Consider the following 13,108-nt stretch of genomic DNA (forward strand, 5'->3'; position numbering starts at 1 on the left):
ATGCAAAAATCGATCGGATTCTTCCTTGTGGTGCTGGTGTTGATGGGGATGAGTTCCTGTGGTAAAGAATCCGTGACCATGGAAGATGGAACCCTCGAAGCATATTTTAACCTGCAGCCTGGAAAATATACCATTTACCAACTTGACTCACTGGTGAAAGTCCCCTTAAATGATACCGCATTCACGACCAGGAGTTACCAGGCCAAAGATCTTGTAGACACCCTGATTACCGATAACCTGGGGCATCCAAGCTGGCGGATATTCCGCTACCTGCGACCGCTCGACAGCAACAATGAATCTGACTGGGAACCCAGCGATACTTATTACATCACCCTTTCAAGATCGGATGTGGAAGTGGTGGAGAATAACCTTCGATTCCAGAAAATGATTTACCCCATTAAGGAAAATGTTTACTGGTATGGTAATACCCATATCAATACCACTCCGGGTGGACCACTTGATTACCTCGATGCCTGGGAATATTCCTACTCCCAGGTGGGCGGCTCTTATGCACCTTTTGAAACGCCTGTTGAAAATACCGTTACCGTGCTGCAAACTGACATAGGATCAGGATTTGCAGATAATTACAATCCTATTGATATAGACCAGGACGCTTATCGTACCTATAGTGTTGAAGTATATGCGAAAAATATTGGCCTGATTTATAAAAACCTGGTTTACTGGAACTACCTGGCGCGAACCCCTGGTCCGCCGTATCCCTACGGGTATAAGAATGGCGGTGGCATCACATTACGGATGATCAGCCACAATTAAGGCAAGGCAAAAGCAACATAGCTATCCCCTGATTTTGTTTTCAGTTTTCCACCCCCGCAGGCGATTACAATATATTGTTTGCCATTAACCGAGTAAACAGCCGGCGTTGCAAATCCCGATGCAGGCAGGCCATACTCCCAAAGCAATTTCCCGGTGCGCTTATTAAATGCACGCATCTTAGCATCTTTTGTTGCCGCAATGAATACGAGTCCACCTGCAGTAACAACCGGACCACCATAATTTTCCGTGCCGGTCCCGATCCCTTTTGCTTTCAATTCAGGTTCTGACCCGAGTGGAATTTTCCAGGCAATTTCACCTGTGTTTAAGTCAATGGCATTTAGCGTACCCCAGGGCGGACGGATAGCAGGCAAACCATTTTTAGCCAGGAACTTATTATACCCTGTACCGGTATAAGGGAGGTTTAGAAAGCTATCTATTACAACAGGGGTTAAGAATTTATTGGCCTGCTCCGCTTTATTCTCCAGGATAAAAGAAGCTACGGCTTTGCGTTCTTCCTCATTTAATTGTTTGAAGGCGGGCATCATGCGGCGGCCTCCCTGCAACAATTCAGTGAACTGCTGGTAATTGTAATTTTTGGGCACATTGGTTAAAGCAGGATAATTACCTCCACCTTCGCGGTTCGGGCCATGGCAATTCATGCAGTTCTGCCTGTAAATACGTTTACCGGCATCAAGCCATGTTTCGTGTTCCGCAATTTTCTCTGCATCCACCATGGTAAGTACCCATGCCATTTCATTTGCGTTCACGTATAATAATCCTGTTACCGGATCAAAAGCAGGTCCACCCCACTCCGCGCCCCCATCATAACCCGGAAAAATAATGGTGCCCTTTTTGGAAGGCGTGTTGAACATATGCCCTGTGCTGAGCGACGCCAGTACTTTTTTCAGGGATTCCTGTTCCTCTTCGGATAAGAGGTCGTTAATATCATCCGCAGATAAAGATTGCCTGACCAGCGGTGCAGGCTTTATTGGCCGGGGTTGCGTAGGCCAGGGCTTTTCACCCGCCAGGTCGGTAGCAGTGGGCACAGGCACCTCTTCAACCGGGAAAAGCGGTTCGCCTGTTAACCGGTCGAGTAAGAAAATATACCCGGTTTTCGTGGGCTGTGCAACTGCTTCGGTCTTTTTTCCTTTATGCATCACTGTTACAAGAGCCGGCGCTGCAGGAAGGTCGCGGTCCCACAGGTCGTGGCGCACAGTTTGAAAATGCCAGATGTGCTTTCCTGTGGCTGCGTCGAGCGCAAGAAGGCAATTTGCAAACAGGTTAGCGCCTTTTCTCTTCCCGCCATAAAAATCATAGGATGCCGATCCAACGGGAACAAACAGTATGCCTTTTGTTTCATCAAGCGTGAAACCAGTCCAGCAATTTGCTCCACCTATATGTTTCCATGCTTCGGGGTCCTCCCAGGTTTCGTAACCTGGTTCCCCTGGCTGTGGAATAGTATGGAAGATCCATTCTTGTTTTCCAGAGTGAACATTGTAAGCACGGATATGTCCGGGTGCTGCATTCGGCCCTTCATCCACCCTGGATCCGATTATGATCAGGTCTTTATAAATAATACCGGGGGAAGTGTACGTAATATATAAGTCTTTTACATCGCGTCCAAGGCCATCATGCAGGTCGAGTTTGCCTTTTTGCCCAAATGCAGTATCAGGCTTCCCGGTCTTTGCGTCAACGGAGTGCAGGTAAGGACCGGCGGTAAAAAAGATACGCTGGTCAGTACCGTTTGAATAGTAGGTAATACCACGGATATTGTTCATAACAAAAAATCCGGCATCGCCACCAGGTTCGCCTGAAGGGTTGAAAGTCCAGATGGGCGTACCTTTTCCCGCATCAATCGCAAATACTTTTTGTTGAGGTGTAGTGCCGTATAATACACCATTGATGATAATCGGGTTGCATTGGATTTGGGAAAAATGAGCCGCATCTGCATCACCGGTATGGTATGTCCAGGCTATTTCCAGTTGTTGTACATTACTGGTATCAACCTGCGAGAGATCTGAATAACGCGTGCCTTCTTTGGAACCGCCATAAATTTCCCACCCTTTTGAACTTGTTGATGCAGGGGTTGATTCCTTACAGGATGGCATAGCCGCAAACATCCCAAAAACCAACAATAGGTTCCAGGCCAAAATGTTTTTCATCAGGTAATTTAAAAATTATTTTTCGGGGAATTTCAATTCACCCAGGAATGAGTTCAAGGAAAATATCCTTCATTTACTTCCCATGGTTTTGCGATCAGGAAACTGGTTGTGGGTAAGAAGGGCAGCATTGCCAGAAACATCCGGCCTGGTTCTATATATTATATAGATAAACAGGGAGCGATAAATCAGAAAGGGAATTCAGAGCAATCATTGTTGGTCAATCACCGGTTAATTACTCATGGTTTATGCAGCAGTGCCACGAACATGGTGTCGGCATGGTCTTCAACACCATCAATAATGTGTTGCCTTATCAATTGGAGAGAATTATCCTGGAGCAGGAAAGCAATATTCCCTTCATTTTCCTCGCGGAAAACTGAACAGGTTATGTACAAAAAGTACCCGCCGGGTAAAAGCTTTTTTAGGGCGTTACCGGCTATTTTTCGTTGCAGGGCACTGAAGGTGGAAATGGAAGCGGGATCAAAGCAGGTTAACTGTTCAGGGGTTCGCGACCAGGTTCCGCTGCCGCTGCAGGGCACATCGGCAATGATGAAATCCTGTTGTGGAATGGATGCTTCCTGCTCCGAAAGGTCAACTGCAAAACGGTGGTAATTTTTGATCCCGGCGTACCGGAACCGTTCGGTAAGGTTATGCAAAATTGAAGTGCGCTTATCCGTTACTGTTAAGGAGGCTGAAGGGAATTTATCGATCGCCATAATACTTTTTCCACCGCTTGCCGCACAGGCGTCCCATATCCTGAAAGGGTCCTTTTTAACAAGTGCCGGTGATAATAATTCAAACAATTCACCCACTTTTTGTGAACTAAGGTCCTGTATCACAACTTGTTTATTCAACACAAAATGTTCTTCCACCTTAAATCCATTGGGCAGCCGGATACTATTTTCACCTACCAGTTTATATTCGATCCATTTAGATTCAAGCACGTTAATAACGGCATTCTTATGGCCGGGCCTTATCCTGATAAACAAATCGGGCTGGTGCAAATGGGAGAGTGAAAAAGAACCGGCATCAATGCCTGCACTTAAAGCATCCGTCCAGGGAAATATAGCCAGTTCATGTTCACCGCATCCTGCAAGCAAACATTTTTCTGCCAGCGGCAAAATGGCTTTTTCATTCCAATCTGGTTTCAGCGCTCCCAACAAAGGATTGGGTGTATCGGAACATAAAAACAACCCGGTCAGCATGCGTTGCTCAGGTGGCCACTGTTGCAGGGTGTGGCCCATGCGAAACCAGCAGTAACACAATTGCAATATTTGTTTGCGATCGCGCGAACCGTGTTTTTTATGTGCGCTGAAATAGGTTTTTGAATAATGAACAAAAGGCATGTCACCCTTATAGGATTGAACCAGTTGAAGGGCTGTCTGAACGTGTGCTGCGGCAAACATGGTAAGTTAAACTTCCAGTAAGGTCTTCACCGGATCTTTACCGAATAACAATAATTCAGGGGCTTCCAGCAGTTCTTTTACGCGTACCAAAAAACTTACCGATTCACGGCCGTCAATAATACGGTGATCATAACTCAGTGCCAGGTACATCATTTGTTTGACAACTACCTGTCCGTTTACTGCCATGGGACGTTCCTGTATTTTATGCATGCCCAGGATGGCAGACTGAGGAATATTGATAATCGGAGTACTCATCAGTGACCCGAACACACCACCATTGGTGATAGTGAAAGTTCCACCCTGCATTTCATCCATAGACAGCTTATTGTCGCGGGCCTTGCCAGCCAGTTCAACCACTTTCTTCTCAATGCCTGCCATACTAAGGCTTTCGGCATTCCTGATTACAGGAACTACCAGGCCTTTAGGTGCAGATACTGCAATGGATACATCGCAATAATCGTGATAGATGATGGAATCACCATCGATATAAGCATTTACGGCAGGCCATTCCTGCAGTGCATAGCAAACTGCTTTGGTAAAAAAGCTCATAAAGCCCAGGTTAACACCGTGGATCTCTTTGAACTTGTCTTTGTATTTCGCGCGGATCGCCATAATCGGGCCCATATCTACTTCATTAAAAGTAGTGAGCATGGCTGTTGTGTTCTTTGCTTCTACAAGGCGGCGTGATACTGTTTTGCGAAGGTTGCTCATCTTCTCACGCTTCTCATTGCGGGTGAACATTTCAGCGCCTGGTTTGCGACCCGGGTTATTCAGGGCATCAAGCACATCACTCTTCATGATCTTTCCTCCGGTACCTGTTGCAGTAACTGATTTGGGATCGAGTTTTTTATCAGCGATGATCGCTGCGGCAACGGGACTTGCTTTCAAATCACCCGGTGTTGCTGTTACCGGTGCATTCGCTGCAGCAGGCTGGGCTATAGTTGCTGCAGGTGCCGGAGCACTAACAATTACCGGTACCGGTATATCGGAATTGATGCTGGCAAGCACTGCGCCAATTTTCAACACCTCACCCTCTTTAGCCACCCGGGAAATTTGTCCGGCTATTTCAGCATTCAATTCAAAAGTGGCTTTCTCACTTTCCAGTTCGCAAATCACGTCATCCAGTTGCACTAAATCACCATCTTTCTTTAACCATTTAACCAGGGTAACTTCTGATATAGATTCACCAACAACCGGAACCTTAACTTCAATAATACCTTTCCCGGCCGCTTTTGCCGGGATTGCTTCAATTTCAAATTCAACAACAGGTGCTGCATTTACAGGCACCGCAGCAGGAGCTGCGCCGGCAGGGGCTGCAGCTTTATCGTCAATCGTTGCCACCACATCACCAATTTTCAGCGTATCTCCCTCGGCAGCCTTAGTGCTTAATACACCGGCCTGCTCAGCATTCAATTCAAAAGTTGCTTTCTCGCTTTCAAGTTCTGCGATCACTTCATCACGCTGAACATAGGCGCCATCCGGTTTTAACCATTTTACAAGGGTTACTTCTGTAATAGACTCCCCAACTGTTGGAACTTTTATATCAATCATACAAAATAATTCAAGAATCAAAATTTATACCTGCAAAATTCACGAAAGGTCATTCCCTAAATAGTAAAGGCCGTATCAATAATTTCTGCCTGCTCCTGTGCATGGACTTTCGCATAGCCTGTAGCGGTAGATGCACTCGGCTGGCGACTGATCACACCAAAATTTATAGATGGCAGGTTCATTTTCAGGAATGACGCAGCACCCATATTAAGGGGCTCTTCCTGCACCCAGAACCAGGTAGCTTTATTGTATTTATGGTAAAGGGCATCCAATTGTTTTTGTGGCAAAGGATACAATTGTTCCACTCTTATGACCGCCACGTCTTTAGCCTGGTCTTTCTGCTGGCGGGCAGCCAGGTCAAAATATACTTTTCCGCTACAGAACAGCACTTTCTTCACGCTTGCCCCATCCTTTACAAATGAATCGTCAATCACTTCCTTAAATGCACCTTGTGTAAACTCATCTTTTAAAGAATAGGATTCCGGCAAACGAAGGTTGGCTTTCGGGGAAAAATTGATCATTGGTTTGCGGAATGGCCAGGCCAGTTGCCTGCGCAGTGCGTGGAAGAAATTTGCTGCAGTGGTAATATTGGTCACCACCATATTCTGCTCGGCACATAATTGCAAATACCTTTCCATCCGGGCTGAACTGTGTTCAGGTCCCTGTCCTTCGTATCCGTGTGGCAACAGCATTACCACCCCATTCATCCGGTTCCATTTCTGTTCACCGGCTGCGATGAACTGGTCGATCATGGTTTGCGCACCATTGGAAAAATCTCCGAACTGGGCTTCCCACAGCACAAGGCCGTTGGGATTAGCCATCGCATAACCATACTCAAACCCGAGTACACCATATTCACTCAGCAGGGAATTATATATCCTGAATTTCCCGGTTGCCCCTTCAATACGGCTCAGCCGGTTGTAGGCCTGGTCTGTTTCCTCATCCCTTAATACTGCATGGCGGTGACTGAAGGTTCCGCGCTTAACATCCTGTCCACTCATCCTGACATCCTTACCATCCAACAGCAGGCTGGCATAGGCCATCAGTTCACCTGTTGCCCAGTCGAGCTTTGCTTCTTCCCGGAATAGCTTCAGTTTGTCCTGCAGGATTTTCTCCACTTTTTTCAGTGGTTTGAAATCAGCAGGCCATTGCATGATACTATTAAATAATTTATCAAAATCAGCCGCGCTGATCGCTGTTTCCGGCGAGTGGTCAAAATCGTTTTCGGTAGAACGCCGCAGGCTTTTCCAGGCCAGTTCCGGCGGTTGGTATTTATAAGGCAGCGGGTTTTGCTTGATCTCATCCAGCCTTTCCTGCAGGTCGGCCCAGAATTTCTTTTCCATATCCTGCGCCATTTGCCTGGCATCAGCTTCCCCATTTTCCAACAGGTAACGCGTATATACTTCCCTGGGGTTTTGGTGCTTTTCGATCAGGCTATACAAATGGGGTTGGGTAAACTTCGGATCGTCGCCTTCATTGTGGCCGTGGCGGCGATAACAAACCATATCAATGAAAATATCTGAATTAAATTCCTGGCGGTAGCGGGTCGCTATCTCTACGCATTTAATTACGGCTTCTGCATCATCGCCATTTACGTGGAAAACAGGCGCCTGGACAGTTGCAGCCAGCGACGTACAATAATCGGAGCTGCGGGCGTCTTCAAAATCCGTGGTAAACCCGATCTGGTTATTGATCACAAAATGGATCGTTCCACCAGTATAATAACCTTCCAGGTTGCTCATCTGCAATACTTCGTATACTATACCCTGTCCGGCTATTGACGCATCTCCATGAATCAGTATCGGTAATATTTTATCGTATTCACTTTCGTACAGAACATCCGCCTTGGCACGTGCGAACCCGATAACAACCGGGTCTACAGCTTCAAGGTGTGAAGGGTTGGGTGTAAGTTTAAGGTGCATGGTTTTCCCTTCAGGGGTTGTAATATCACTACCATATCCCATATGGTATTTCACATCCCCGCTACCCATGGTCTGGTCCATTACCTGGGTGCCTTCAAACTCACTGAAAATATTCTCATAGGTTTTACCCATGATATTGGCGAGGATATTCAGCCTTCCCCGGTGGGCCATGCCTATAACAACTTCCTGCACATCCAGGGCACCGGCAGTGTTAATAATCGCATCCAGGGCTGCAATGGTAGTTTCGCCGCCTTCCAGGGAAAACCTTTTCTGCCCTACATATTTGGTGTGGAGGAATTTTTCAAAAATTACGCCCTGGTTCAGTTTTTCCAGGATACGCTTCCTTTTTTCGATCGGCATCGGCTGGCCAAATTCCTTTTCCATGGCATTGGTAAGGAAATCAACTTTTTTCTGGTTGCTGATGTATTTGAATTCGATACCTACATGGTTCGCATAGGATTTCTCCAGGTGGTCCAGGATATTCCTCAGGGAAGTAGTACCCAGGCCAAGCCTTGTGCCGGCATAAAATTGCTTGTCGAGGTCTGCCTCGGTGAATCCAAAAAATTCCAGGTCCAGGTTGGCGCCCCGGTCCTTGCGTGGGCGAATAGGATTGGTGCGGGCCAGTAAATGGCCTTTATTGCGGTAACCAAGGATCAGGCGGTAGGCACTGATTTCCTTTTTAATATCGAGGTCAGCAGGCAACCCGGCGCCGGTAGCGGCGGCTTGTCCATTGGGGGCAACATGCCCTACGGCAAAATCAAAACCTTCAAAAAATTTCCGGTATTCTGGGTCAACGCTGGCAGGATCTTTCACAAAATCCTGATACAGAGCTTCTATGGCAGCCGGGGACGAGTTGGTGATGTATGAGAAATCCTTCATATGGATAGTCTGAAAATGGGTATGCAAATATCGGGAAATAACGGAGAAATCCGGTTTATGGTCTCTGGATTATGCCTGTAAAAAAGAAAGATTTATTTGGATATTGATCAACTAGGGTTTACCTTTGCCGTCCTAAATTTTGAAGAATGGCAAATCATAAGGCTACCAAAAAAGATATGCGCCAGGCAGAAAAGCGCCGCGATAGAAACCGTTATTACGGTAAAACTACCCGTAACGCAATCCGTGACCTGCGGACAATTGAAGAGAAGAAAGCCGTAGATGAGAAAATGCCCGATGTATTATCTATGATCGATAAGCTGGCCAAGCGTGGAGTTATCCATAAGAACAAGGCAGCTAACCTGAAGAGCAAGCTTGCAAAGCGTGCGAACAAGTTAGCCGTAGCTTAATAGTCTGATTATCAACGCATTTGATCTTATATAGGGTCCTGTCTTTTGACAGGCCCCTTTTTTGTTTGTATCCTACTGAAGATCAATAGTTGGGTTAATTATGTGGCATAATCAGCCATAGGCCCAACCGAGGCAGGATATCCCCTGCCCCCCATCGTAATCCGTAATGACGGAACTGGTCAGTCTAATTTATGGAGGTTACCACTACCCTTTATATCTGTTTTTAGCGCAGGGTTGCCTTTGTACCCAACATCGCCACTTCCTTTCACAGATACTTCAAGTGATTTGCTGGCATTTACCGTTGCATTGCCGCTGCCGTTTATGTCTATGGTTACGGTTTCAGCTTTAAGGTCTTCTGCCGTAAGGTCACCGCTGCCGGCCGTTTCCAGCGATACTGTGCGGGTTTCACCGGTTAACTTGATATTACCGCTGCCAAAGCTTTTGGCAATTACCTCAGGCACCTGGACCTGGAGGGTAATATCACCGCTGCCCCGTGTTCCGATGGTTAAGGAATTACTATCGGCAAGCAGGGTTTCGCTGGTAATATTTCCAGAACCATTTGACCACACTTCCTCAAATTCAGGCGAGGTTACCACAATTTTGATATCGCGTTTCGGATCAAGGCGAAAGCCTTCCTGGGTGCGGATTACCAGCGTATTGTTATCGATTTGGGTTTCGATATGCGGTGCAATATTTTCTTCAGCCTCAATCACCACTTCATGGGCCGGACCGGTTTTCAGGATAATATCAAAGGAGCCTTTTTGCTCAACCTTCCGGAAATCACCCGGATTCCTGGTGTCAGTTGTCATATTGCCATTTCCATGGATGCGTTTACCCATACCAAAACGACAGGAAACCAGGGTAAAGCCCAGTAATGCAAAAAGAAGAATTACGATTCTCATATCTTGAGGTTTTATGGAAAATTAAAAATATATCCTATCAGACTACCTAACCCAAAAAAAGGTTACTATTCAGGAAATTATATCTTTGCGCCACCATGACAGAAAAGATCCTCATTTTAGATTTTGGCTCCCAATATACACAATTGATAGCCAGGGCTGTTCGCGAAGCCAATGTGTATTGTGAAATTATCCCCTACCACAAGTCATTTGAGTTTGAACCCGGACTAAAAGGCATTATTCTTTCAGGATCACCTTTTTCTGTGAATGATGAGAATGCCCCCGAAGTGAATATCCATTCGTTTATCAAAAACCTTCCTGTTCTGGGGGTGTGCTATGGCGCCCAGTTGACGGCAAAACAATTTGGCGGTAAAGTTGAAAAAAGTAATAAACGGGAATACGGCAGGGCCTATATGCAGGCGAAAAAAGAAGATGTGCTGCTGAAAGGGATGATGCCCAATTCGCAGGTATGGATGAGCCATGCTGATTCCATCAAGGAGTTGCCCACTGGTTTCGAATTGCTGGCTGATACCGATTCCATCCCCGTTGCCGCGTTCAAAAAAACCGGCACTGAAGAAATATTATACGGTGTCCAGTTTCACCCCGAAGTATACCATTCTATTGAGGGCAAAAAACTGATCCATAATTTCCTGGTAGATATCTGCGGATGCGCCCAGGATTGGACCCCTGCGCATTTTATTACAGATACTGTTGAAGCGCTGAAAAAACAGATCGGCAACCGCAAGGTTATCATGGCCCTGAGTGGCGGGGTGGACAGCACAGTTGCCGCAACCCTTATCCATAAGGCTATAGGCGATAACCTGCATGGCATATTTGTAGACAATGGGGTACTGCGCAAAGGCGAATTTGAGCAGGTGCTGAAAACCTACAAAGACAACCTTCACCTGAATGTAAAAGGCATTGATGCAAAAGCCACTTTCTATCGCGAACTGGAAGGCAAAACAGATCCGGAAGCCAAAAGGAAAGTGATCGGTAAATTATTCATCGATTGCTTCCAGGAAGAAGCCAAAAAGATAGCAGGCATTGAAATGCTGGGCCAGGGAACTATCTATCCTGATGTTATTGAAAGCGTTTCTGTACACGGGCCTTCGGTGACGATAAAATCACACCATAATGTAGGCGGACTTCCGGAAGAAATGCACCTTGGGCTTGTTGAACCACTTCGCTATTTATTTAAGGATGAAGTAAGAAAAGTTGGAAGGGAACTTGGAATACCAGCGGAACTGATCGACAGGCACCCATTCCCCGGACCCGGACTGGCGATCCGCATTTTGGGTGAAATCACAGAAGAAAAAGTTAAACTGCTGCAGGAAGCTGATTACAGGTATACGACCGGGTTAAAAGAACATAACCTGTATAATACTGTATGGCAGGCAGGCGCTATCCTGCTGCCAGTAAAGAGTGTGGGGGTTATGGGAGATGAAAGGACTTACGAATATACGGTGGCGTTAAGGGCAGTAACTTCAGTTGATGGCATGACCGCCGACTGGGCTCACCTGCCTTATGATTTTTTGGCATATATTTCGAATGAGATCATCAACAATGTGAGAGGAATAAACCGGGTGGTTTACGATATCAGCAGCAAACCACCGGCAACGATTGAATGGGAATAACCCGACAAACCCTGTTTCCAATATGAGATTCATTATTCGTTTTTTCCTGATAGCAGGTATCCTGCTAATAAGTGCCAGGCAATCTCTTTTTGCGCAACAGGGTAATACTACCGCCGGTCAAAAGTCCGTCATTTCCGTTTTATTGCCCCTTTACCTGGACTCGGCATTTGATGCAACTGGTCAATACCGCTATGGTAAGCAGTTTCCAAAATACATGTTGCCAGGGCTGGAGTTTTATGAAGGTGCGCAACTAGCCATAGACAGCCTGAAAAAAGAAAATGTATCCCTGGATATCCATATCATAGATACCCGCTCCGGCAAATCCATCAATGAAATAATTGCGCTTCCCGAAGTGCAGCAATCCAGCCTTGTATTGGGCTTTGTGTCCAACAATGAAATCAGGCCACTGGCAACATTTGCCAACAGCAAACAGGTTCCATTTATAAACGTGAATTTGCCAAACGATGGCGGGGTTACCAACAATCCCTATATGGTCATCCTGAACAGCAGCCTGGCTACACACTGCGAAGGCATTTATAAATTCCTGCAAAGAAATTACAGCACAGGACGGATTGTTGTATTCCGGAAAGCCGGTGCCCAGGAGGATCGCCTGAAGGGTTATTTGACTGAGGTTGAAAAATCAACTATGGGCACTTCGCTCAAACTGAAATATGTAACCTTACCGGCAGATTTTAAACCAGAAGACCTTACCCCCTTTCTCGACAGTTTGAAAATCACTTTATGTGTAGCAGGAAGCCTGGATGAGCAATTTGCACGCAACCTTTGCACACAGCTGGCGGAAATCAACAAAAATTACCCGGTACAGGTAATGGGTATGCCAACCTGGGATGGCATACGAGAATTTGACCGGAAGGAATACAAAGACCTTGATATATTTTATAGTACACCTTTCAACCCGGTCCGGACTGACGCCCTAAGCGAAATGATCAATACCTATTTTAAGGATAACTTGTATGCAAGACCAAGCGATATGGTTTTCAGGGGCTATGAGTCAATGTACCGGTTTGGGAAATTACTCCGGGAATTAGGTCCCAATTTCGCCTCCGGAATCGGGGAAAAAAAGTACAAAGTCTTCACCGATTTCGATATACAGCCTGTGCTGCTGGATAAGCAAAAACAACAACTCGACTACTTTGAGAACAAGAAATTGTATATTATTAAAAAAGTAAACGGCGTAGTATCTACAGTTTTTTAACCGATTTTAAAATTAGCTCAACAAGTGTTCCTCAACCTGTGAATCAATGCTGAGAAATACCTGTTTATTGGGATTTTTTCCCAGGTTCTTTCAACCGGACGTAGTTATTGAGCCAATATTTACTAAAATGAGTCCATTATTAGTAATATGAGCCCATTATTCCTGGGTCTGAGCCCATTATTTCCCAAAAACGAGCCCATTACGACCTACTGCCCGATACAATAAACAGTCCTGTTTGCTTAGCTCCTGTGCACCTGAAAG

Annotated in this window: 9 protein-coding genes; 4 read left to right on the plus strand and 5 right to left on the minus strand. The window is 45.9% G+C overall.

Features of this window, described 5'->3' with window-relative positions:
- On the plus strand, positions 1 to 774 hold the full coding sequence (locus tag LAQ65_RS18815) for a hypothetical protein (protein ID WP_224118557.1): 774 nt from the start codon (positions 1 to 3) through the stop codon (positions 772 to 774).
- Here LAQ65_RS18815 and LAQ65_RS18820 read toward each other — a convergent pair.
- The 4 genes from LAQ65_RS18820 to LAQ65_RS18835 all read right to left on the minus strand — a co-directional run bounded on the left by LAQ65_RS18820 (position 771) and on the right by LAQ65_RS18835 (position 8,691).
- The gene (locus tag LAQ65_RS18820) at positions 771 to 2,936 is read right to left on the minus strand and encodes an outer membrane protein assembly factor BamB family protein (protein ID WP_224118558.1); all 2,166 of its coding nucleotides are present in this window, start codon (positions 2,934 to 2,936) and stop codon (positions 771 to 773) included. The two genes, LAQ65_RS18815 and LAQ65_RS18820, sit on opposite strands and share 4 nt — an antisense overlap.
- Positions 2,937 to 3,172: 236 nt before the next feature.
- Positions 3,173 to 4,339 carry an RsmB/NOP family class I SAM-dependent RNA methyltransferase gene (locus LAQ65_RS18825; protein WP_224118559.1) on the minus strand — a complete coding sequence of 389 codons (1,167 nt, stop codon included), beginning with the start codon at positions 4,337 to 4,339 and terminating at the stop codon, positions 3,173 to 3,175.
- A 6-nt stretch (positions 4,340 to 4,345) separates the two neighbouring features.
- Positions 4,346 to 5,890, minus strand: a complete 1,545-nt coding sequence (gene odhB / locus LAQ65_RS18830; protein ID WP_224118560.1) for a 2-oxoglutarate dehydrogenase complex dihydrolipoyllysine-residue succinyltransferase — start codon at positions 5,888 to 5,890, stop codon at positions 4,346 to 4,348.
- A 56-nt stretch (positions 5,891 to 5,946) separates the two neighbouring features.
- Positions 5,947 to 8,691, minus strand: coding sequence for a 2-oxoglutarate dehydrogenase E1 component (locus tag LAQ65_RS18835; RefSeq protein WP_224118561.1), 2,745 nt, complete (start codon positions 8,689 to 8,691; stop codon positions 5,947 to 5,949).
- Between the two features lie 146 nt (positions 8,692 to 8,837).
- Between LAQ65_RS18835 and rpsT the strand changes: the two genes are divergently transcribed.
- Positions 8,838 to 9,098 carry a 30S ribosomal protein S20 gene (rpsT, locus tag LAQ65_RS18840; protein ID WP_224118562.1) on the plus strand — a complete coding sequence of 87 codons (261 nt, stop codon included), beginning with the start codon at positions 8,838 to 8,840 and terminating at the stop codon, positions 9,096 to 9,098.
- 179 nt (positions 9,099 to 9,277) lie between these two features.
- Here the strand turns inward: rpsT and LAQ65_RS18845 are convergent, their stop codons facing one another.
- Positions 9,278 to 10,000 (minus strand): head GIN domain-containing protein, encoded by a 723-nt coding sequence (locus LAQ65_RS18845; protein WP_224118563.1) that lies wholly within the window; start codon positions 9,998 to 10,000, stop codon positions 9,278 to 9,280.
- 95 nt (positions 10,001 to 10,095) lie between these two features.
- Here LAQ65_RS18845 and guaA point away from each other — a divergent pair, with 95 nt between their 5' ends.
- On the plus strand, positions 10,096 to 11,631 hold the full coding sequence (gene guaA / locus LAQ65_RS18850; RefSeq protein ID WP_224118564.1) for a glutamine-hydrolyzing GMP synthase: 1,536 nt from the start codon (positions 10,096 to 10,098) through the stop codon (positions 11,629 to 11,631).
- A 22-nt stretch (positions 11,632 to 11,653) separates the two neighbouring features.
- Positions 11,654 to 12,847, plus strand: coding sequence for an amino acid ABC transporter substrate-binding protein (locus LAQ65_RS18855; protein WP_224118565.1), 1,194 nt, complete (start codon positions 11,654 to 11,656; stop codon positions 12,845 to 12,847).
- Positions 12,848 to 13,108 lie beyond the last annotated feature (261 nt).

It is taken from the genome of Flavihumibacter profundi (assembly GCF_020076305.1).
Classification (GTDB): Bacteria; Bacteroidota; Bacteroidia; order Chitinophagales; family Chitinophagaceae; genus Flavihumibacter; species Flavihumibacter profundi.

Coding starts and splice junctions, on each gene's coding strand:
- LAQ65_RS18845 (WP_224118563.1), bottom strand. CDS start 10,000: ATGAGAATCGTAATTCTTCTTTTTGCATTACTGGGCTTTACCCTGGTT.
- LAQ65_RS18825 (WP_224118559.1), bottom strand. CDS start 4,339: ATGTTTGCCGCAGCACACGTTCAGACAGCCCTTCAACTGGTTCAATCC.
- rpsT (WP_224118562.1), top strand. CDS start 8,838: ATGGCAAATCATAAGGCTACCAAAAAAGATATGCGCCAGGCAGAAAAG.
- LAQ65_RS18815 (WP_224118557.1), top strand. CDS start 1: ATGCAAAAATCGATCGGATTCTTCCTTGTGGTGCTGGTGTTGATGGGG.
- guaA (WP_224118564.1), top strand. CDS start 10,096: ATGACAGAAAAGATCCTCATTTTAGATTTTGGCTCCCAATATACACAA.
- odhB (WP_224118560.1), bottom strand. CDS start 5,890: ATGATTGATATAAAAGTTCCAACAGTTGGGGAGTCTATTACAGAAGTA.
- LAQ65_RS18820 (WP_224118558.1), bottom strand. CDS start 2,936: ATGAAAAACATTTTGGCCTGGAACCTATTGTTGGTTTTTGGGATGTTT.
- LAQ65_RS18835 (WP_224118561.1), bottom strand. CDS start 8,691: ATGAAGGATTTCTCATACATCACCAACTCGTCCCCGGCTGCCATAGAA.
- LAQ65_RS18855 (WP_224118565.1), top strand. CDS start 11,654: ATGAGATTCATTATTCGTTTTTTCCTGATAGCAGGTATCCTGCTAATA.